At 63.0% G+C, this 20,661-nt stretch carries 17 protein-coding genes and 2 pseudogenes; 3 read left to right on the forward strand and 16 right to left on the reverse strand.

The window, feature by feature from the left end; all coding sequences use genetic code 11:
* Positions 1-5: 5 nt before the first annotated feature.
* Complete coding sequence (locus QCE58_RS16230; protein WP_033536447.1) at positions 6-272, reverse strand: hypothetical protein; 267 nt, start codon at positions 270-272, stop codon at positions 6-8.
* A 171-nt stretch (positions 273-443) separates the two neighbouring features.
* Here QCE58_RS16230 and QCE58_RS16235 point away from each other — a divergent pair, with 171 nt between their 5' ends.
* A complete protein-coding gene (locus QCE58_RS16235) occupies positions 444-2,630 on the forward strand; it encodes a hybrid sensor histidine kinase/response regulator (RefSeq protein ID WP_250522350.1) in 2,187 nt (728 codons plus the stop codon).
* Between the two features lie 16 nt (positions 2,631-2,646).
* Here QCE58_RS16235 and QCE58_RS16240 read toward each other — a convergent pair whose 3' ends face one another.
* The 4 genes from QCE58_RS16240 to QCE58_RS16255 all read right to left on the reverse strand — a co-directional run bounded on the left by QCE58_RS16240 (position 2,647) and on the right by QCE58_RS16255 (position 5,944).
* Positions 2,647-2,856: a hypothetical protein gene (locus tag QCE58_RS16240; protein WP_008347038.1), complete on the reverse strand. Its 210-nt coding sequence runs from the start codon at positions 2,854-2,856 to the stop codon at positions 2,647-2,649.
* 104 nt (positions 2,857-2,960) lie between these two features.
* A complete protein-coding gene (locus QCE58_RS16245; protein WP_175981403.1) occupies positions 2,961-4,199 on the reverse strand; it encodes a multidrug effflux MFS transporter in 1,239 nt (412 codons plus the stop codon).
* A gap of 141 nt (positions 4,200-4,340) precedes the next feature.
* Positions 4,341-5,090: a DUF2278 family protein gene (locus tag QCE58_RS16250; protein WP_250522351.1), complete on the reverse strand. Its 750-nt coding sequence runs from the start codon at positions 5,088-5,090 to the stop codon at positions 4,341-4,343.
* A 41-nt stretch (positions 5,091-5,131) separates the two neighbouring features.
* Positions 5,132-5,944: a CHAD domain-containing protein gene (locus tag QCE58_RS16255; RefSeq protein WP_008347044.1), complete on the reverse strand. Its 813-nt coding sequence runs from the start codon at positions 5,942-5,944 to the stop codon at positions 5,132-5,134.
* Between the two features lie 187 nt (positions 5,945-6,131).
* Here QCE58_RS16255 and QCE58_RS16260 point away from each other — a divergent pair, with 187 nt between their 5' ends.
* Positions 6,132-6,494: an NUDIX hydrolase gene (locus QCE58_RS16260; protein WP_175981399.1), complete on the forward strand. Its 363-nt coding sequence runs from the start codon at positions 6,132-6,134 to the stop codon at positions 6,492-6,494.
* A 61-nt stretch (positions 6,495-6,555) separates the two neighbouring features.
* Here QCE58_RS16260 and QCE58_RS16265 read toward each other — a convergent pair whose 3' ends face one another.
* The 3 genes and pseudogenes from QCE58_RS16265 to QCE58_RS34110 form a co-directional block, all read right to left on the reverse strand.
* Positions 6,556-8,154, reverse strand: a complete 1,599-nt coding sequence (locus QCE58_RS16265) for an MFS transporter (protein ID WP_309779876.1) — start codon at positions 8,152-8,154, stop codon at positions 6,556-6,558.
* Between the two features lie 33 nt (positions 8,155-8,187).
* Complete coding sequence (locus QCE58_RS16270; RefSeq protein WP_309779878.1) at positions 8,188-8,649, reverse strand: BON domain-containing protein; 462 nt, start codon at positions 8,647-8,649, stop codon at positions 8,188-8,190.
* A pseudogene (locus tag QCE58_RS34110) lies at positions 8,646-8,864 on the reverse strand (LysR family transcriptional regulator); the annotation flags it as partial. The gene QCE58_RS16270 and the pseudogene QCE58_RS34110, both read right to left, overlap by 4 nt.
* Before the next feature lie 180 nt (positions 8,865-9,044).
* Between QCE58_RS34110 and QCE58_RS16280 the strand changes: the two are divergent.
* A pseudogene (locus tag QCE58_RS16280) lies at positions 9,045-9,170 on the forward strand (short-chain dehydrogenase/reductase); the annotation flags it as partial.
* Positions 9,171-9,179: 9 nt separating this feature from the next.
* Here QCE58_RS16280 and QCE58_RS16285 read toward each other — a convergent pair.
* From QCE58_RS16285 to QCE58_RS16320, 8 genes are all read right to left on the reverse strand, one after another.
* The gene (locus QCE58_RS16285) at positions 9,180-10,010 is read right to left on the reverse strand and encodes a Rossmann-like and DUF2520 domain-containing protein (RefSeq protein WP_008347056.1); all 831 of its coding nucleotides are present in this window, start codon (positions 10,008-10,010) and stop codon (positions 9,180-9,182) included.
* 23 nt (positions 10,011-10,033) lie between these two features.
* Complete coding sequence (locus QCE58_RS16290; protein WP_309779880.1) at positions 10,034-11,482, reverse strand: aldehyde dehydrogenase family protein; 1,449 nt, start codon at positions 11,480-11,482, stop codon at positions 10,034-10,036.
* A gap of 2 nt (positions 11,483-11,484) precedes the next feature.
* Positions 11,485-12,588 carry a tartrate dehydrogenase gene (locus tag QCE58_RS16295; protein WP_250522353.1) on the reverse strand — a complete coding sequence of 368 codons (1,104 nt, stop codon included), beginning with the start codon at positions 12,586-12,588 and terminating at the stop codon, positions 11,485-11,487.
* A 112-nt stretch (positions 12,589-12,700) separates the two neighbouring features.
* Positions 12,701-13,621, reverse strand: a complete 921-nt coding sequence (locus QCE58_RS16300; RefSeq protein WP_008347062.1) for a LysR family transcriptional regulator — start codon at positions 13,619-13,621, stop codon at positions 12,701-12,703.
* A 99-nt stretch (positions 13,622-13,720) separates the two neighbouring features.
* Positions 13,721-15,580, reverse strand: coding sequence for a type VI secretion system baseplate subunit TssF (gene tssF / locus QCE58_RS16305; RefSeq protein ID WP_250522354.1), 1,860 nt, complete (start codon positions 15,578-15,580; stop codon positions 13,721-13,723).
* Positions 15,577-19,092, reverse strand: a complete 3,516-nt coding sequence (locus QCE58_RS16310) for an ImcF-related family protein (protein WP_250522355.1) — start codon at positions 19,090-19,092, stop codon at positions 15,577-15,579. The genes tssF and QCE58_RS16310 overlap by 4 nt, the downstream gene beginning before the upstream one ends.
* Entirely contained in the window at positions 19,079-20,395 is a 1,317-nt protein-coding gene (locus QCE58_RS16315) for a hypothetical protein (protein ID WP_250522356.1), read from the reverse strand. Before QCE58_RS16315 ends, QCE58_RS16310 begins: the two co-directional genes overlap by 14 nt.
* A gap of 3 nt (positions 20,396-20,398) precedes the next feature.
* Positions 20,399-20,659 carry a PAAR domain-containing protein gene (locus QCE58_RS16320; protein ID WP_008347073.1) on the reverse strand — a complete coding sequence of 87 codons (261 nt, stop codon included), beginning with the start codon at positions 20,657-20,659 and terminating at the stop codon, positions 20,399-20,401.
* Positions 20,660-20,661 lie beyond the last annotated feature (2 nt).

A 20,661-nucleotide genomic window follows, 5' to 3' on the forward strand; every position in this document is an offset into this window, starting at 1 on the left:
ATCGATCATTCATCGGCCTGATCGCCGAAGAGGTCCGCGGTCGAGACGCGATCCTGCTGCAACGGCGGTAACGCACCGCTCCTCACTTGTTCGAGCACGTCCGGCGGCAGCCAGGTTTCTTCCATTGCGCCGATGCCGTTCTCGATCATCTGCTGGAGGAAGAACGATTGCTTGCGCCCCGTCACTTCCGCCAGAAGTCGCAGCCGTTGTTCGAATTGTGGATCGACCCGCACTGCGACCACCTTTAGCTTGTTTTCGGCGGTCCTTCTCACTGCATGCTCCTGTTACGTTCGTTGCGCGCCGCGAGCGGGCGCGCGCATGCGGTGCTTATACCACAGCCTGATTGCGCGACGACCGATGCGCACTCATGCATGGCGATGACAGACCTGCGTGCTACCATCGAAACGAGCGTTTCGGCGCTCGCGCACGCCTTGCAACGCGCCATGAATGAATCTGAAGAACACTCCGCTTCAGGCACCGCAGAGACCCTGCCCTCTCTGCCACCGCTCGACTTTCGCGCGGCGCGCAGACGGCTCTTCGCTGCACTCGTTGCGTCGATCGTCATTCCCTTCGCATTTTTCTACCTGTACGGTTACTACACTTACGGACGCACATTCGCCGAAACCGGCGAGTCGCTCGAACGGCTCGTGCGTATCGTCGACGAAAAGGCCAACACCGTTTTCAGCATCAACCGCGAACTGATCTCGCGCATCGACGAGATGCTCGGCAGCGGCGACGCGGATTTCATCGCGCGCAGCCAGTCGGAGCTGCACGACAAGCTCGCGCGTCTCGCGGCGGCTCATGAACAGATCGCGGCGCTCTCCGTGCTCGACAGTCGCGGCAGGCTCGTGCTCAGCAGCCGCTTTTTTCCCGCGCCCGATGTGTCCGTCAGCGATCGTGCGGATTTCATCGCGACGCGCGATACGCATTCGAGCTTTCATGTTTCCATGCCCGAGCGCGGGCGCGTGAAGAACACGGACATCGTCAACACGCTGAGCGCACGCTATGCGAAAGACGGCCGATTTCTCGGCGAAATCGCGATTGCCGTGCGGCGCGACTATCTGTTCGATTTCTATCGCGAACTCATTGTGAGCGATCCCGCGCTCACGCTCGCGCTACATCGCGACGACGGCGCCGTGCTCGCGCGTTTTCCGCCAGCGTCCGCGCCCAATGCGCCCGATCGCCATTCGGTGCTGGCGAGCGCATTCGCGCAAGGCAAGCCCACGGGTCTGATGCGTTACATATCGCCGCTCGACAACGATGAAAAGCTCGCGGCGTGGCGGCGTGTCGGCGACTATCCCGTCTATGCGGCGGCGGGCTTTTCGATTCATGACGTGCGCCTCGCATGGTGGCGGCGCGATGTATCGATCGCGTCGATCGCACTGATTCCGTGCATCGCGCTGTGGGTGCTGATCGGCTTCTCGCTGCGACGCCTCAAAGCGGAAGAAGCGGCATGGCACAACTGGCGCGGCGAACTTGCGCTGCGCCGCTCGGCCGTCGCGGCCACGCGGCGGCTTCAACGCATGGGCGCGCTCGGCAATCTCGTCGCGAGCGTCGCGCACGACTTCAATAACCTGCTGATGGTCGTCACGTCGAACATGGAACTGGCACGGCGCAAGGGCTTCAACGGCCTCGAGAAGGAAGTCGCGGCGGTCGAGCGCGCATCGAAGAATGCGCAATCGCTCGCACGCCGCCTGCTGAGCGTCGCGCGACGTCAGCCGCTTCAGATGCAGGTCATCCGCCTCGATCGCTGGATGATGGACTCCGAGCCGCTCGTGCGCGCGTCGGTGGGCGACAAGGTCACGTTCGGCTCGCGCGTGCCGCCATCGACGTGGACCGTGCGCGTCGATGCGACGGAGCTGACCTCCGCGCTCATCAACATCGCCGTGAATGCGAAGGACGCGATGCCTCACGGCGGCGACTTTCGCATCGAGTGCAACAACGTGCGTTATACGTCTACGCATGAAGGTCTCGGCGCCGGCGAATACGTCGTGATCTCGTGCAAGGACAGCGGCGTCGGCATGCGCACCGACGTCGCAAAACAAGCGTTCGAACCGCTTTTCACCACCAAGGGCGCGGGCGCCGGGACTGGGCTCGGACTCGCGCAAGTGCTCGCGATGTCCGAGCAGGCGGGCGGCACGGCGCGCGTGAATTCTGCATGGGGCTTCGGCACGACAGTCGACATCTATCTGCCGCACTGGACCGGCGAAGTCGATGCGCCTGCGGATGCGCCGCCTGTGGAGACCGTCGATCGCGAAGCGCCATCGTCCACCGTGCTGATCGTCGAAGACAACGAGGAAGTCGCGGCGGGCCTGTGCGCCGTGATCGACGTGCTCGGCTGGCAAGCGCGCCACGCATCGTCAGGCGATGCCGCGAGACAGATGCTCGAAGCCGGCGATGAATTCGATCTCGTGCTTTCCGACATCCAGATGCCCGGTAGTTACGACGGCATCAAGCTCGCGGAATGGATCAAGTCGACGCGCCCGAATCAGCCGGTCACGCTGATGACGGGTTACGCCGATCAGCTCGACGAGGCGCGCCGCACCGGCTTCACCATACTCGCGAAGCCTTTCAATATCGACGAGTTGCAACGGCTGCTGAACGGCCTGTCGATGCGCGCCGCGCGGTGAGTCTCGTTCGTGCGCTTCAGTGCAGCGGCGATTCTCCGGGCAACTGAAACGCATCCACGGTATAGCCCATGTTGAAATATCCCGCGCGCGCGTAGACGGAAATGTGCTCGAGCTGCTCGGCGCGCGTGGTTTCGCTCGCGGCGTGCGCGTCGTTGGCCGAACGCTCACGCGCACGCTGCGAAGGGCCCGAAAGCGCCTGCCAGTAGTGAGTCAGGAAGTGCGGCATGGCTCGCCTCCTCGATGCATGAACAGCTCGAATCTAAGCCTTCAAAAAGACTTGGACAAACAAGCTTTTCTGCAATGCATTGCAGGCCGCACCGCTTTGGCGCATCAGGCTGCGTCGACGCCTTCCCGCACGGTGCCCGTGGCCTGCGACTGCTCCAGATGGCGCAGCAGCAACGTCACCATCGCGACGACGGTGAACGCGAGAATCACGAAGAACGCCGCGAGGGGCGTGAGAATCTGCACCGACACGAAGCCCGCGAGACCCATCATCACCGACGACACGAGCAAGAGCGAGCAGCCGAGAATCGCCGCGGTAAGGCCCGCGATATGCGGAAAGAGCGAATTGCCCTTTGCCATCAGCGTCGGGTACATCGCGCCGGCGCAGAAGCCCATCACGAGCACCGGCGCGGACAACGTCCATACGGTGAGGCCGACCGTCAGCGAGAGCAGCAGCATGACGACCGATGCGCCCGCCATCACGCGCGCGCCGATGCGCAGCCGTTGCTCCGCGCTCGGCAGACGCGCGCCATGCACGCGGTTCGACAGCCCGCCGAGGAAATACATCATGCCGATGGCGAGCGCGAGATAGCCGAAGTACGTCGGCGGCTTGTGCAGCGTGTTCTGCACCATGAAGGGGCCGACGATGTTGAATACGAGCAGGATGCTGTAGCACAGCCCTTGCGCGAGAAAACAGCTCTGGAAAACGCGGCTCGACAACACCTTGCCCGCATTCGTGAACAGCGTGCGCGGCGCGAGATGCACCGGCTTCTGCAAGGTCTCGCGATAGCGCCATATGAGCGTCCACATCACGATCGAATAGATGAGCAGAAAGACGAGGCACGACTTCCAGCCGAACCATTCCTGCAAGTGCGCGCCGATCACGGGCGCGACGATCGGCGCGAGCCCCCACGCGATCGACATATAGGTGAACGCGTGCAGCAGCGCCAGGCCCTTGAACGAATCGGTGATGATCGCCTTCGCGAGCAGGTTGGTCGCCGCGATGCCGAAGCCTTGCAGGCACCGCGCGAGCAGGAAGGTTTCGAGGTTCGTCGCCGCGAGCGACAGTAAGCAGCCGAGCGTGAAGACGACGAGCCCGAACGCCAGCACTTTTTTGCGCCCGTACGCATCGGCGATGGGGCCGAAGACCAGTTGACCGATCGCATACGCCGCCATGTAGCCGGAGACGCTCGACTGGATCGCCTGGGGCGACGTGGCGAAGTAACGCGCCATCGCGGGCAACGCGGGCACGTAGATATCGATGGCGAGCTGCCCCGCCGACGCGAACAGGCAAACCAGAAACAGCAGGAATTGCGGGGAATTCTTCGAAGGATGAGCGTGGTTCATGACAACGACGAATGAGCGAAGGCCGGCGGCCTCTGCGGGCCAATCCGGATGGGGATTCATCGTATTGTGCCTGTCATCGCGCGAATCGGCTCAAAGCCCTCGTCGCGCGTACGTCAACCTGCGCGTTTCCCGCGCGATCGATCACGTCTTGCCATGCAGGATGGGATGCGACTGGCCCGGTATCGGGCGGCCACGGCTGTCGGTCGGCACGAGCTGCGTCTGGAACGCGACGAACAGCGCCTGAAACTTGCCGTCCACTTCGATCATGACCGCGCCGTCCTGAAACACGCCGTTCTCGTTCGAGTGGTCCTTGACATGCGTGCCCTTGCCCGGCTTCGGGTTGCCCTGATTCATATGCGTCTCGTGCAGCCCGTCCTTCCCCGGCTCGAACAGGAAGCCAAAGCCATAGACGGTCACGTCTTTCGTCGGCTTCCATCCGAGGCGATCGTCGCTATAGCTCGGCGTTTCGTAGACGTAATCGACGCCGTTCGCCGACATGTCCAGTTGCAGCATCTCGTTGAGAAGCGCATTGATATCGTTCTTCTCGTCCTTGGTGTCGAGCGGGATCGGGCGCATCGCGTCGAGATCGACGAGTCGCGAATCGTGTACATAGTCGAGCTTCGGGAAGTTCGCTGTCGACACACCCGCCGACAGCGTGTCGAGATCGGCCGTCATCGGATGATCGAAGTATCGATTCCAGACATACAGCACGAGATAACCCGCTGGCCCCGTCAGCGAGCTATCCGATTTCACGTTGGTGACGATGTCGAATGGCTTGCCGTTCGCGTCCTCGCTGACGATCACGTAATGCGGATCGCCCTTATAGCCCTGAAGAAAGGGGACGCCTAGCTTGACCGTGCCCTTGAAGACAACGTATTCGTTGCGCGCCATGATGACAACATCCTTTCGGCCAATATGCGATCACGACGATATCAACGAATCGCTTTTCTCGCAGCTTTGAAGCGATGTTTCTGCTCCGCCTTCAGCGCACGTAACGCGTGCTTTTCGCTGGCATCGTCGGCGAATTCGCCTCGTGAATTCGAAAGCAAATCGCGGCTCGCAACGACATCGTTCAACGCGCCGAAGCGCTTTTGAAGCCGCTTGAGGCTCTTCACCTCGGCGCGCAGTTTCGCCGGGATATCCGGCTCGAAAAACTCGATCAGATAACGCACCTTCTTTCCCGCCTTGCGCACTTCGTGATACGCAGCATAGTCTGACTGTTTCGCGCGCAACGCCCGCTTGATGCGCTTCTTCAGCTGACTGCGCGCCGCGCCGATGCGCTTTTTCGCGAACCGTTCGACCGGCACGCGTTGCGGTCCCGTGTTGAGCTGATGATTCGCTTCCTTCAATCCGCTCAGCAGCACATGCTTCATGTCCGCGTTGGCGAGATTTTCGATGCTCGTCGCGAGCACGTTAGCCCGATGCGCCTTCACCGTTTCGTCGAATCCTTCGACATCGAGTTCATGCAGCAATTCGATCAGAATGTCCCAGTCCCGCGCGCTGCCCGCCGATGTCGCGAGATACCTGAACAGGGCGCGCTGACGCGTATCGAATTCTTCGTCCAGCAAAGGCCGGTATGCCCAGAACAAAGTGCGCAGCCTGCGCAACGCAACACGCAGCTTGTGAAGCACTTCCGGGTCCGTGTTTCCGTCGAGCGTGGCAGCGTGCTGCATCGCCTCGTCGATCAGCGGCGACGCGAGATCGCCGAATCTGGCTTCGGCCGTGATGCGCGTTCGATCGTCCATGATCGCTCCCTGTTACCGAATGACCCGGTTACGCAACATGCATACCCGCTGCGCGGGGCGAGCGGAACATGTCTTGCTTCATGCCCAATACGGAAAATGCCGCTGTCATCGGATGCTCCACAATGAAAAAACGGTTGGGTACACTGGGTCCGTTGACAGGACATAGCTTATAGATAACGGAGTCGGTTTGAGGAAGCGAGCCACCGTCATTTGTCGGAAGGGCAACCGGATACTTCTGGTGGCGCGACGTCGCACCAAGTGGGCGCTGCCCGGCGGCATGCTCAAGCGAGGCGAGCATCTTTCGGACGCCGCGCTTCGCGAACTCAAGGAAGAAACGCGTCTCGCGGGCAAGTCGGCGAAATTCCTGTTTCAGCATCGTGGAAGGCAGAAGCATCATCACGTCTTCTTCTGCGATGTGCCGAAGAACGCAAAGCCGCGCGCGAGCAATGAAATCTCTCGCTGCCGCTGGGTTCATATGTCGGAAATTTCACGACTCGCGACCAGCGAGCCGACGAGACACATTGTGAAGGCGCTCGGCGGCAAACGCTGACACCGTTTGGCCCGACATCCTCTTGTCATAATCGGACTCTCGCATGGTCGTTCGGCAAACGTCACGCGCTTTGTCCTTTCGCATCGCCATAATCGACGCGCACCGCAGGCACGAACCACGCGAGACAGAGGCCGACGAACGCCGCCATCGCGGCGACCACGAGCCCGACGTGAATCGACGCGACGAGCGCCATGCGCGCCGAGTGCATCATCGTCATCGCATCGGCCGCTTGGCCCGCCGCGACGAGGCGTTCGATCAGCGCAGACTGTTCCGCACGGTCGATCAGCAGGTCCGCGCTCGCGAACGATTTGAGCCACTGCGTCGCCTGATACGAATCGAGCGGACGATGCACGTTTTGCGCATAGAGATGCCCGAGCAGCGCGCCGGTGATCGCGGTGCCCAGCATGCCGCCGAAAATGCGCAGCGATTGCAGCAACGCCGTGACCGCGCCGATCTGCTCGCGCGCGACGATCTGTTGCGAGCAGATGGTGAGATTCGTCGCGACGAGCCCGAGACCGAGTCCGCTCGCGCCCATGCACGCCATCCAGACGGCATGCGGTTCGTGACCATCGAGCGAGACGAGCGCGAGACAGCCGGCCACGGAAAGCGCGAAGCCCGCATACATCAGCACGTTCGCACGCGGGATGCGCGTGACGATGCGGTTGTTGATCATGCTGCCGACGGTCGTGCCGAGCAGCAGCGGCGTGATGAGCATGCCCGAATCGTGCGGCGACATGCCATAGCCGCCCTGAAACAGCAGCGGAATGTAGAAGGCCATCGAGAAGAGCGCGAAGCCGCCGAGCACGGAGATCGCGAAAAGCGCGGCGAGCTTGCGGTCCATCAGCACGTCGACGGGCACGACGGGATAGCCCATGCGCTTTTCCCAGAAGTACAGTGTCGCGCCGAACAGGAGCGTGACGAGCGCAAGCACGATCGTCGTGCGCGAGACGCCTTCTTTCGGCAGCAGTTCGATCAGCAGTTGCAATGCGCCGAGCGTCACCGCGACGACGCACGCGCCGAGCCAGTCGAGCTGAATCCGTCCACGCGTCTTCGCATGATGCAGGTTCGGCACGAACATCAGCACGAACATTAGCGAGACGATGCCGATTGGCACGTTGACGAAAAACACGAGCCGCCAGCCGCGCATCTGCGTGAGCATGCCGCCGAGCGTCGGGCCGATCACGTTGGCGACGCCGAACGTCGACGTGACGAGCACGAGCCAGCGCAGACGCAGCTTCGGATCGGGAAAGAGATCGGCGACGGCGGCGAACACCGTGCCGAGCAGAATGCCGCCGCCGATGCCCTGCACGCCGCGCGCAATTACCAGGAACAGCATGCTGTCGGCGAATCCGCACAGCACCGACGCCAGCGTGAACAGCACGATCGCCGCGAGCAGAAACGGCTTTCGTCCGTAAAGGTCGCCGAGCCGCCCGAAGATCGGAATCGTGATGACGGACGCGAGCATGTACGACGTCGCGACCCACGCGTACAGATCGAAGCCCTTGAGTTCGGCGACGATGCGCGGCATCGCGGTCCCGACGATGGTCTGATCGAGCGCGACGAGCATCGTGACGAACGCGATGCCGAGCATCGCGAGCAGCGATTCGCGAAACGGCAGGCGTTGCCGTTCGCGATCGCCGACATCCAGGAACGAGTTCATGACATGCGCGAGCGCGCGCTCAGAAGCAGTGTGTTACTGCCCGCCTTCCTGAATCGTCAGAACATTCTTCACCGACTTCACGCCGTCCACGCCTCTCGCGATCGACGCCGCCTGGTCGATCTGCTCGCCATCGGCTGCGTGACCGGCGAGCGTGATCGCGCCGTTCTTGGCGATCACATTCATGCCGTTCGTGTCGATGCCGCCTTTTTGCAATGCCTGAGACACCTTCTTGCTGAGCGCGCGGTTGGCTTTGCGCGCCGTCGATTTGGAGCTTCCCGTGCTCGCCGAAGGCGTCGCGGACTGGGTCGATCCCGCATCGCTGGTCTGCGACCATACGTTGACGGAAAAGGCTATCGCTGATGCAACGGCGGCAAATCTGAGCGCATTGATCATCTTCATTGCGTGGCTCCGGTAGCTTGCGTGAAATGGAGGATGCAAAGGCAAGATGGATTCTAATCGACGCTTCGCGATATCGCAGGGAATCGGGCCGTTCATTTCGCTAGCGCGCGCAATCGCGTCGGCGTAAGGCAGAAATCGGCGTTTCCCGCGAGCTTTGCGATCGTGAAGTCGATGAACGTTCGCACGCGAAGCGGCCGCTCCGTTCGATGCCGATAGTAGATGTAGATCGATTCGCGCTGCGTCATTTGACGCGTGAGCAAGGGTACGAGACGTCCTTCGCGGATATGCGCGACCGCGAAAAAACTACCGAGCGCTTTCGGCGCGCTGATGCGCAACGGCCGGGCGATGTCTTCCTTCGCGTTCTTCGCATCCGCGATGGCAGACGTGAGCATCGCAAGCGCCGGTTCGACGCTCTGCAACAGGCGCTGTGGCTTGCGGCGATATCCCCTGATCAATGACCGCACGCCGCTCATCACGCTCGCCGATGCGCAACGCCGCCGCTGCGCCTCGCGCTCGGCACCGACACGCTGAAGCCCATCGCGGAGAAGAACGCGCATGTCGAAGCCGAAACGGACGCGTGGCGTGAGTCATCGAGTTCGACGGATTTCGCTGTTTGATCGCGTCAATTACCCTCGCACCTTGCCCGTCAGCGCGAGGCGCGTGGCGAGCGTCGAGAGCGCGTCGTAGGCATCGCGCGATACCGTGTCCCACGCGCCGATCGCCTGCGATTGCACTTCCACGACCGCGCGATCGCCGCGCGCCGCCGGACCGGTCAACGCATCCTTCGGCCCGAGCGAAACGACGTTGGTGGCGGCATTGCGCGTGAGCGTGTGCATCATGTCTTCGATGAGCGCTTGCGGAATGCCGGCCGCCTGCCACATCTCGACGGACATCGCCGCCAGTATCGGCAGAAAGTTCGATGCGACGACCGCCGCCGCGTGATAAAGCGCCTTGCTGCCCGGCTCGATATCGAAGCAGCGCGCGCCGATGGCCGCGAGAATCTCGCTCCATGCATCGCGGGCGGCGCGATCGCCTTCGAGTCCGCATGGCGTGCCTTCGAACTGGAACACGGCCGTGCCGGGCTTCGCGAAGCTCAGCATCGGATGCGCGCTCGCGACGCTCCAGCCGAGCGCGCGCAAGGGCGCGAGCGTGTCGGCGTCGAGCGCGCCGCTGCAATGCACGGCAATCGTCGGCGCATCATGCTTGCGATGCGCCGCAAGCGCTTGCGCCACGTCCGCGATGCGTGCATCGGGCACCGAGAGCAGCCAGATATCCGCGGGATGCATCGCGGCGATGTCGTCGAGCGCGCGGCCCGCGCCGATGAAATCGACCGCTTCATGCGCATGCGCGAGATCGCTGTCGCATACATCGCCGATATCGAGCACGCGGTTCGCGACGATCAGATTGCCGAGCGTCGCGCCGACCCGCCCCGCGCCGATGATGTTGAGAGTCGCCATGATGATGTGAACCCGCGCGAGACTCAGGCGTGCCTGATCGCGATGGTCTTCAGGCTCGTGAAGCCGTACAGCGCTTCGAAGCCCTTCTCGCGTCCATGCCCGCTCGCCTTCACGCCGCCGAACGGCAACTCGACGCCGCCGCCCGCGCCATAGTTGTTGATGAACACCTGGCCCGCCTGCAGCTTGCGCGCGAGTCGCAGGCCGCGCGAACCGTCGCGCGTCCACACGCCCGCGACGAGACCGTAGTTCGTGCCATTGGCGAGCTTCACGGCTTCGGCTTCGTCGTCGAAGGGCATTACCGCGAGCACCGGGCCGAAGACTTCCTCCTGCGCGAGCCGGCTTTGCGGCGGCACGTCGCGAAACAGCACCGCTTCCTGGAAGAAGCCATTGCGCGACGCTTCCACGACAATCTTGCCGCGCGCCGCGACGCGTATGCCTTCGCCTTCCGCCTGCTCGACGATGCTGCGCACACGCGCATGTTGCTTCGCGTTGACGAGCGGGCCCATGTCGAGGTCCATCGCGGGCGGCCCGGAACGCAGCGCTTCGAAACGCTGCGCGAGACGTTCGATCACGGTTTCGTAGATGCCGCGCTGAACCAGCAGACGGCTGCCCGCCGAACACGTTTGTCCGGCGTTCTGCACGATCGCGTTCTGGATCACGGGCAAGGCTTCGTCGAGATCGGCATCGTCGAAAACGAGTTGCGGTGACTTGCCGCCGAGTTCGAGCACGCTCGGGCAATGACGTTCCGCCGCCGTGCGTCCGACGAGCGCGCCCGTCGCGGTCGAGCCGGTGAACGAGATATGACCGATGCCTTCGTTCGCCGACAGCGCCGCGCCCGCCTCGCTGCCGAGTCCGGTGACGACGTTGATCGCGCCAGCCGGAAAGCCGACGTCGGCGGCGATTTCTGCGAGCCGCAGGATCGACAGGCTCGCGTCCTCCGCGGGCTTCACGACGCACGCATTGCCCGCCGCGAGCGACGCGCCGACGCTGCGGCCGTAGATCTGCATCGGGTAATTCCACGGAATGATGTGGCCCGTCACGCCGATCGGCTCGCGTACCGTCAGCACCGTAAAGCCGGTCGTATAGGGCAGCGTTTCGCCGTGCAGCTTGTCGACGCAACCCGCGTAATACTGCAGATAGCGCGCGAGCACGGCCGCATCGGTGCGCGCGGTCTTGAGCGCCTTGCCGGTGTCGCGCGCTTCGAGTTGCGCGAGTTCGTCGGCGTGTTCGAGAACGGCGTTCGCATAGGCGAACAGCAGGTTCGAGCGCTCGACAGGCGAGAGCTTCGCCCACGGACCGTCGAGCGCATCGCCCATTGCGCTGCGCGCTGCGTGGACAGCCGTGGCGATATCGGCGGCGTTGCCGCGTGCAATCGCCGCGAACGGCTCGCCGGTGCTCGGATCGATGACATCGAGCGATTCGCCGTTGTCGCCCGCTTTCCACGCGTTGCCGATGAAGTGACGGTATTCCATGCTTACTCCGTGATCAGTGCATGTTCGGTGACGGCTTCGGCGATCGCCTTGCCGACTTCGATGGTGTTCGCCGTGCCGCCCATGTCGGGCGTGCGCGGGCCGTTTTCGAGCACGCTTTCGATGGCCGACACGATGGTCTTCGCCGCCGCTTCGTAGCGCGCGTCGCCGCGTCCGAGATGCTGGAGCATCAGCGCGGCCGACCAGATCTGCCCGATCGGATTGGCGATGCCCTTGCCCGCGATATCGGGCGCGGATCCATGTATCGGCTCGAAGAGCGATGGAAAGCGCCGCTCGGGATTCAGGTTCGCCGAAGGCGCGATGCCGATGGTGCCCGTGCATGCGGGACCGAGATCGGAAAGAATGTCGCCGAAGAGATTCGACGCGACCACGACATCGAAACGGTCAGGATGCTGCACGAAATGGGCGCACAGAATGTCGATGTGAAACTTGTTCGTCGCGATGTCCGGATAGCGCTTCGCCGCTTCGGCAAGGCGCTCGTCCCAGTACGGCATCGTGATGGAGATGCCGTTCGATTTGGTCGCGGCGGTGAGCTGCTGCTTCGGACGGCTCTGCGCGAGCTTGAACGCGAAGTCGAGAATGCGATCGACGCCCGTGCGCGTGAAGACCGCCTGCTGCGTCGCGAACTCGCGCTCGGTGCCTTCGAACATGCGTCCGCCGACCGACGAATACTCGCCTTCGGTGTTCTCGCGCACGACCAGAAAGTCGATGTCGCCGGGCTTGCGATTGGCGAGCGGCGAAGGCACGCCGGGCATCAGCCGCACGGGACGCAGGTTCACGTATTGATCGAACTCGCGGCGAATCCTGATGATCGATTCCCACACCGCCGTATGGTCCGGCACGATGTCGGGCGTGCCGACCGCGCCGAAGAAGATCGCGTCGTGCTTGCCGATCTGCTTGTCCCAGTCGGCGGGCATCATCGTGCCGTGCTGGACGTAATGCTCGGTGCACCATGATGCGAACTCGTCGAAATCGAGCGCGATGTCGTAGCGCGCGGCGGCGGCCTTCAGCACGCGCAGTCCTTCGACCATGACTTCCTTGCCGATGCCATCGCCCGGAATGACGGCGATGTGATGTGTCGTTGCCATTGCGCTCTGTCTCCTCGTTTTCGACGTTTGATCTGAGGGGAAATCTAGCGGAGGCGTTGTTGCTGCGGAAGTGCGAATCCGGAAACGGGAGTCTTCGAATATCCGCAAGGGCTCAGCTTGCGGCGCGTTCCCCGCCGGGCGCGACGAGCGATGCGGGCGCGAGTCCGCTCAGATAATCGAAGAGCCTGCGCGCGGGCAAAGGCGCCGCGCCCACGCGTATGCCGACCGACATCACGCGCTCGGCCCACGGATTCGTCAGGCGAATGAAGCGCAGACGCATGGGTTCGCGAAAGAGCCGCACCGCGCCTTCGGGCAACACGCCGATGCCCTGCCCCGCCGCGATCAGCCTGCACATGCCTTCGAAGCTTTGCACCTGTACGCGAAAGCGGATCGCGCGGCCCGCGAGCGCGGCTTCCTTGACGAGCATGCGCGTGACTTCGGCCTTATCGTCCAGACCGACGATATCGTGCTCGAGCAGCGCGGCGAAATCGATCTGATCGCCTTGCAGAACGTGATCTTCGGGCACGACGACGCTGATGCGATCCGTGCAATATGGTGCGAGGCGAATGCCTTCCATGCCGCTCTGCGACGTCACCACGCCGACATCCGCGCGCCCTTCGCGCAGCGCCTGAAGAATGTCCATGCTGCGCAATTCGCTGATATGCAGCTTGATGTCCTGATAGCGCTGGGAGAACGCACGCAGATGATCGGGCAAGTCCTGGCTGATCGCGGAGATATTGGCGAACACGCGCACGCGGCCGACGGAGCCTTTCGTGTAATCGGATAGCTCGCTATAGATCGCGTCGGTCCTGAGCAGCAGTTCCGTGGCGTGACGCGCGAGCGCTTCGCCGGCCGGCGTGGGCTCGACACCCGCCGACGTGCGATTCAGAAGCCCCACGCGAAAGTGATGTTCGAGCAGCGCGATGCGCCGGCTCGCCGTCGATAGCGACATATGCGATTGCTGCGCCGCCTTGGACAGGCTGCCCATTTCGACGGCGCGCAGAAAGAGAGCCAGCGACGTGAGATCGAACAAAACCGGATGCTCCGTGGAAGTTTATTCCGGGGAGTATGGCATTGGGTTGGGGTTGCTGTGGCGTGGAGGGATACAGGAAAACCCTGAGCGATGCGGCTATTAGAAAGGCGCACCCTCGAATTCCATGAGCGGAAAAAGCGTGTCCTTGCCGTCGATATTCAGCACGAGCCGCGTCGCGTGATGGAAGCTTGCATAGCGGCCAACGAAGCGGCTCAGCACATCGCCGAAGAGCGTCGCATCGCCGGGTCCGTCAAACGCACTCGCATCGAGCCGGACGTGAACGCGAATCTCGAAGCGCATATGCCCCTTTCCCACGCTTTCATGCTCGGACAGCCGCACGTCTCGAATCGCATCGATGCGTCGCGCGATGCTTTCGTCGTGTGACCAGTCGTAGAGCTCCAGCGCCTCACGGAGCACCACCACGCCGCCCATCCCGATCATGTTCAACTCATTCGCGCCGCCTGCCGTGTAGTGCCCGAGCACGCGCCAGTCGTACTCCGGGTGATAGCGCGGAGGATAGAGCGGCAAAGTCGGCGCTGTCAGATTGCGCACGGAAGCGATGCCGGTAAAACCCGACACGGTCTCGTTGATCGTCGCCTCGGACAGCGCCATGCGCGGCAGGCGTCCGTTGTTCGCGAGCGCGCGAACCGTCAGGTAGCCGTCCGGCTTTGGACGATTCTCATCGTGTCGGGCATCCGCATGGAAGCGCTCCCAGAGCGAACCGGAAAGCGTCACCCAGAGTTCGCGGCCGGTTACGCCAAAGCGCATCGAGGTATGGAAATACCGCTCGGGGTTCTCGTAGCGCAGCGTCCAGCCGCGATGGCGGAAGCTCGTGAATGCGCCGTAGGCGTGGCGCGCGCTGTCTTCCGGATCGGCCGCCGTCACCGCGAGCACGTGATACGGCTCGACGTGCCCCGCCACATCCTGCTGCAGACGTACGCGATGCTCGCGGTCATGTCGGTCTGTCGGCCGCAGCGGCAACGCGTCCACTTCGAACAGATTGATCACGGGCGTGCAGAAGAGACGAAAGCTGTCGCGACTGACCGGATAGTCGCCAGGCACGCGAGCGTTCAGTTCGATCTCGAAGGTCATTTGCGATTCACCCATCGGCAGCATCGACGCATCGAAGCCGCATAGATCGACGAAGTTGAATTTCTGCGGGAACACGAAGTATTCCAACAGCGTCTGTTCGCGATCCAGCCCGCGGTCACGCTCGGGCTCCGTGACCGGCCACAGCCGCGCGGACGGACCAAAGCCTGCCGCTTCGAAGCGCACGTCTTCGAGCGGTTGCAACTCGCCATCGCGCACTGTAGGCAGGCGCAGGCTGATCGATTCGACTTGGCGCGTCAGCGCCGCGTACAGCGCGGAGGCGGCAGGCCGGTCGCCGTGCAAGTAAAGACGGATGCGCGACAAATCAACCGCCTCGCGTTGCTCGCCAAGCCACAACCGGAACGTAAGGCGAATCACGGTGCGTCCGCCATCGCGGACCGCGATCTCTGCATCTTCGACCGAAAGTGGCAACAACTTCACCGTCTGCGTCGTCCGATAGAGACACTTGACCTGATCCGGACCGACGGGCGTCGACCGCACGGCGGCCCCCGCGGGAATCTGCGTTGCCGAAGCAACTCCGCGACCAATCGGCGTGCATTCGATGATCGACAGCGATGGAATCGCGCGCGCCGCATGTTCGTACAGGTTGTCGATCAGCGTTTCCGTGAATTCCGGAGCGCCGTCATCGAGCTTCATACGTAGACGCGCCGTGAGCAGCGCAAAGCCTTCGAAGGTCGCGCGCGCGCTGTCGCCCACGTCGCCATAACGCATGTCCAGGCGACGCGCGGCGTCGGGATGTGCTTGAGCGAACTCCGCCGATGCCGCGCGCAAGTAGCGCATCTCCGCATCGAAGTACTTCAGGAACGGATTCTCGTGTTCCAGCGCCGAACGCTTCCACGGCGCGGTCACGGCTGTATCTCCGCTGGCAAGGGCGGCAACGACGGCGCGCCCGCGTACACAGCGCTCCTGCCGGCGATGAAGACACGCTGCGGCATCTTGAAGCCGCGCAGCTTGAGCAGATCGAGCGGTCCCGCGCCGACCTGCGTCTTCATCACGTAATGCAGCGGATAGTCATTGTCGTGATTGAGTGTCAGCGCGTAGTTCGTGCTGTCGAGCGGCTTGATGTTCGCCGTGCCCAGCAATCGAAGGAATGCCCAGTCACCGACGGCACTGAACGCGACGCTCGTCCCGGCAGTCAGCGATTCCCACGTCAGCATCGCCTGCCCGTCGCGACCATTTCCCGGCCAGACGATCGGCGTGAACGATTCACGTTGATTGAAATACTCGATCTTCGTCTGATCGACCGTGAGGATGCTGCGCACGACTTCCGGCGTCGGGGTCGCCATGATCTGGATGCGGTAGCTCGCATCGCCTTGTGCATACAGTTGCGCGCCGAGCGTCGACAATTGACGCAGCGCCGATAAAAACTCCGGATCGAATTGCAGCGCTTGCGGCGCGAGTTCGTTCGGGGTCCACGCGTTGCCCTGCGGCTGCAGCATGCCCGCGAGTTGCGTCGTGACGAAGCGCGCGATCAGACCCGTCTCCGGCTTGATGTAGCGGCCGAGCTCGACGAATGAGGCGTCGGATGCGGTGTCGGCGAATGGATAGTGACCGTCGAAGGCACTCGCGAACGGCGCCGCGACTGACGCTCGCCATGCGTCGTTCAGGCTCGCTGCTGCGGGCTGAAGGATCGTTTGCCATGCTACATCGAGCGGTTTGGCGAAGAGCGCATCGCCGAAGCCCGACCACTGCGAGCCGAGGCTCGCGGCGGTCAATGCTGCATCGTCGCGCGCTTGAGTGAGTTCCGAGAGTTTGCCCTGAAACACGGCTTGCGCCATCTGACGGGACATCGCCTGTGCGTCCGCGCTGGTCGCGATCTGCTGCAACTTCAGGCGCATCGTTGTCGCTACGGTCAGAAAGTGCGCGAGACTCACGCCGCTGAAGTCCGCCGCGTTCTTCGATTTCGTGCTGGACTTGCCGTGGCCAGTCACCACATCGTCGCCCATGAGCGCGAGCAGCGGACCGAAGGGTTTATCAAGCGGATTGATTTCCGGCGCGGCTGCAACGCCGGTCTTGTTAGCGATCAGATCCTGCGCCTTGCGCACGAGCGTATCGGTCAGCGCCTGCGACGCACGGCCCGCCTGCGCCTGATATTCGACTGCCTTCATCAGCGCGATCAGCGGTGACGTTTGCGCATCCGTCAGACGCGTCAACTGGCTGATTGCATCGCTCAGATTCGATGCGCTGCGCCACTGGATGCTATTGAGCATCGCCTGCCATGCGGCGGTGTAATCCGCGAAATAGCGCGCATGCAAGCGCCGCTTCGCTTCTTCGATGTCCTGTTGCGCTTCGAGCGCCGCACCCGGTATGCGGGCCGCGCGTTCATCGGCGAGCACCCAGTCGGCGGCGACGCGCCCTTCCTTCGCCGCCTTGTCGATTGCATCGCCGATCATGCCGTCCCATGCAGCGCGCGTGTAGATGCCGGAGACGGTCTGGCTGGTCGTGAAGAGACCACGCGCATCCGCGCCGTTGATGAGCGATGCCAGCGTGATGTCCGCGTACTTTCCCTTGGCCTGTTCGAGCACGGATTGGTAAAGCGTGTCGTCGGAATTCTGCAGGCCGATCTGGTTGACGAGCATGTTGCGCGCGGCGATGGTCAGATCGTTCGATGCGTTCAAGCGCCACTCCGGATGCGCGCGCAAATGCGACGCGTAGAACGACGACAAGCGCTGCGACGTATCGAGCCATTCGCCTGTGCTCATGTCCGTCACAACCGGCCACGCTGCGGGCAGTCGCTTGGTCAGATACGCGGCATCGGCGTGCTGCGGGTGCGCGAGCATCAAATAAGTCTTCAGCGCGTTGTAGTCCCGCTGCTGCTCTTCGTTGCTGGGCAGCGCGTCGGCGCGGGACTGCGCGAGTTGGGCTAGCGTTGCTTCAAGTCGATGCGCGGCCGGATCGCGTAGATTGCGCGCCGACACGATGGCGTAAGACGGCCACAGCGCGGCGAGGATGTCATCGTTGTGGTTCAGGCCCGCGCGCAGATACCACGGCGCGCCGTGCTGCTGACGATATTCAAGCGTGTCGATTCTCTGTTGCAGCGCGAGTTGCGCGCGCAACGCCGCCGCGGTGCCTGGCTTTGCTGCGAGCGCGGCGTCGCTTGCTGATTGCGCATCGTTCATGATGGAACGATTGCCGATGAATGACACGCTCATCGTCACGCACCAGCCGATCGCCGTCACCAACACCAAAGCAGCGAGCGCGTTGGGCCAGTAAAAGCCGACACGGCGACCGTCATGCTTCTTCATGTGCGCGACGATTTCCGGCCAGATCGATTGCAGCGCGCGAGGCTGCTCACGTGATGCCCCGGCGTGCTGTCTAGCGCGCTCGGCGGCATCTTTGGCGACATCGTCATGATCGGCTGGCACGGGTGTCGGCACAACTGGCCCGGCGAATACCGGCGCGAACATCATGCCCGCGAGCGGCGCGCGCCGCCATTTCGATATCGAATGTGCCCGCCATGTCGTCAGCACGCGTTCGCGATGCGCGGTGAGGTATTGAGAGACCTGCGCGAGCCAGACAATCGGCTTCGGGCGAGCGCATAGCATGATGCTCGCGTGGGCCGTCATCTCTTCGAGTACGTTCAGTTGCCGATTCAGTTCGTCGGTCGCGACCCGTGCATCGGCGCGTTGTGAAGCAAATATGAATGCACCGACAGGACGAAAATCGTTCTGATGCATGCCGCTCGCTTCGACGGCATGCAGAAAGACGACCGGCGCGGCCCAACCGAGATCGCGCGCGAGGTTCGACAGCGTGCGGGGCAGTTCATCGTCGGAGGGCGATTGCTCGCTTGTTCGCAACACAGGGATAACGGCATCGATCGGATGCGCGCGACACATACGGCGAAGCTGATGACGCCACGTTTGCGCATCGATGCCGTTCGGCGCGGCGTGCACCAGCACGATCTCACCCGTGCGCAACACGGCGGTCTGTTTGAGGTCCGGAGCTACCGCGTCGATGAGGGCATCGTCGCCAGTGAGCATGAGCCACGGTATCGCGCGACGCCAGCGCCAACCAAACGATGTGCGCAGTTCATCGCGCAAATATTGCAGGCGCGCGTCGCGCTGGATCGTCGCGGACTGCTTTTCGCTGCTCAATCCGTCGAGGCGCGCCATCACTTTCTCATAGAGACCGAACAGGATGGCAGCGAAGTGCGCGCCCAGCACGATGATGAGTACGCCCAGGATTTTGAGCAGCGCGGACACACGCATCTCGAGGGTGGTCAAGTGCGTGAAGTCGGGGCGACCCCACCACGCCACCGCGGCCGACGCCACGGCGACGAGCATAGCGGCCAATGTAAAGCCCCAGATCTTGAGAAAGCCGGAGTCCGTGCGTTTGGATATTTGCGAGTCAAGCGCGTTCAAATTGCTGCTCGGGGTTGTCATGCGATACGGTAGGTTGAACGTAGAGGATGGCAGCCTGCGCCCGGTCGAGGATCAAATGGGGGCCGGCTTCGCCGGATTCGATGGCCGCTGCGATGCAAAGCCACGGCGTCGCGGCGCCAGTGTCACCGACGATGCGATCGGGTCGCCGGTGTGTTTCGTGCGTGGCGATGCCCGCAAACCCGGCGCGCTTGAGTTCATCGAGCAGCGTGCGGTCGTGCTCGGCGTTCAGGCGCGTGAGCCAGGCGTGAGTGATGTTGCTCGCATCGGTCTTGCCCCAGAGCGCCGCATTGAGCGCGAGGTCGCGAAGCGTGGCGACGTCGGCTTGATCTTCGATCGGACGATGCAACGTCGCGAGTGCCTGCACGGATTCCGGCAGTTGATAGAAGCCCGCGTTCAGAAGCACCGCCACGGCGGCCTCGCTGCTTCGCTCGGGCGGGTCGGTGTCGTGCCAGGCGTAGGCGAGGATCAGCAGCGCGCGGCGTTCGCGGGTGTCGAGCCATCCGTCAGCCACCATCAAACCTTGCGGGTCCGGGACGGCCACGCAGTCGAGCGCCGGCAGACCGGACAGACGCAATGCATCGACTGCGTGCTGTTTAGCTTTGTCGGCGCCTTCGGACGGCGCCAGCACACGTACAAGCGGCGCATATTGATGTCCGTATTGCGACAAGGCCTGCAGCGCAGGCACCAGCGGTTCGAGCGCAGCGACCAGTTTCAACACGACTGTGGCGATTCGGCGCGTGGCTTCGGGGGTTTGAGTGTCTGGCTGATCGTGGTCGTCATCTTCTGGTGTCGTCGCGAATGATGTCGGATCATCTGACCACGATTCGTCATCGAAGCGGTTATGGAGCACGTTGCCCACTCCACTACGCGGGCTTTGCGATTTGAAGAACGGCGTCTTTGCCGCGACGGCGTCCGGCAGATTCGATGTAACTGAAGGCAGGCAATAACCCGCGCCCAGCACTTGCAAAGGCTTTTGTGCGATGCGCAGCCGCTCAGCCAGCCGCTTCATTCTGGCCCGGTTACGATTGTGGGCGTGACTCCATAGCGCTTCATAGCCAATGCGAGCGATCGACAGCAGCGCAAGGAACGCGAAATTCGGCACGCCGAGCACGGCGAGCCAGAATGACGGACCGCTCGCTGCTTCACTCGCAGGCAAGGCGAGCAATGCCAGCGGTACGCCCAGCGCGCCACATGCGAGCCAGATCCCGAGCCACGGCAGCAGTCGCGGGCCGTGTGCAGGATAGGAATAAGGCTCGCCGGCCTCGGATAAATCGACGGGCATGCGTCAGGCGAAGTTCACGTTGGGCAAGGACGAGATCAGGCGGCAACCGCACGCGCAGCGGTGGTGATGCATCGCGTAGGGTTGGCCGTCGCGATCGGGAAAGCGCGTGTCGCCCTCGGCGATCGTGGTGTTGCCGTGCAGGTCGCATTGCGCGCTATCGCCAACGCGGGCGAGTCGGCGACCCATGAACATGGTGAAGGGTGAGCCGCTCGTGACTTCGCCGCCGTGCTCGAGTTTGTCGTATTCGCGGATGGGGGATTTCATTT

This window comes from Caballeronia sp. LZ028, assembly GCF_031451415.1.
Classification (GTDB): Bacteria; Pseudomonadota; Gammaproteobacteria; order Burkholderiales; family Burkholderiaceae; genus Caballeronia; species Caballeronia zhejiangensis.

What these genes read in the sequence shown, in the direction of transcription:
- QCE58_RS16320 (WP_008347073.1), bottom strand. Translation starts at nt 20,659, where the DNA reads ATGAAATCCCCCATCCGCGAATACGACAAACTCGAGCACGGCGGCGAA.
- QCE58_RS16270 (WP_309779878.1), bottom strand. Translation starts at nt 8,649, where the DNA reads ATGAACGGCCCGATTCCCTGCGATATCGCGAAGCGTCGATTAGAATCC.
- QCE58_RS16240 (WP_008347038.1), bottom strand. Translation starts at nt 2,856, where the DNA reads ATGCCGCACTTCCTGACTCACTACTGGCAGGCGCTTTCGGGCCCTTCG.
- QCE58_RS16235 (WP_250522350.1), top strand. Translation starts at nt 444, where the DNA reads ATGAATGAATCTGAAGAACACTCCGCTTCAGGCACCGCAGAGACCCTG.
- QCE58_RS16295 (WP_250522353.1), bottom strand. Translation starts at nt 12,588, where the DNA reads ATGGCAACGACACATCACATCGCCGTCATTCCGGGCGATGGCATCGGC.
- QCE58_RS16255 (WP_008347044.1), bottom strand. Translation starts at nt 5,944, where the DNA reads ATGGACGATCGAACGCGCATCACGGCCGAAGCCAGATTCGGCGATCTC.
- QCE58_RS16315 (WP_250522356.1), bottom strand. Translation starts at nt 20,395, where the DNA reads ATGCCCGTCGATTTATCCGAGGCCGGCGAGCCTTATTCCTATCCTGCA.
- QCE58_RS16265 (WP_309779876.1), bottom strand. Translation starts at nt 8,154, where the DNA reads ATGAACTCGTTCCTGGATGTCGGCGATCGCGAACGGCAACGCCTGCCG.
- QCE58_RS16245 (WP_175981403.1), bottom strand. Translation starts at nt 4,199, where the DNA reads ATGAACCACGCTCATCCTTCGAAGAATTCCCCGCAATTCCTGCTGTTT.
- QCE58_RS16290 (WP_309779880.1), bottom strand. Translation starts at nt 11,482, where the DNA reads ATGGAATACCGTCACTTCATCGGCAACGCGTGGAAAGCGGGCGACAAC.
- QCE58_RS16250 (WP_250522351.1), bottom strand. Translation starts at nt 5,090, where the DNA reads ATGGCGCGCAACGAATACGTTGTCTTCAAGGGCACGGTCAAGCTAGGC.
- QCE58_RS16285 (WP_008347056.1), bottom strand. Translation starts at nt 10,010, where the DNA reads ATGGCGACTCTCAACATCATCGGCGCGGGGCGGGTCGGCGCGACGCTC.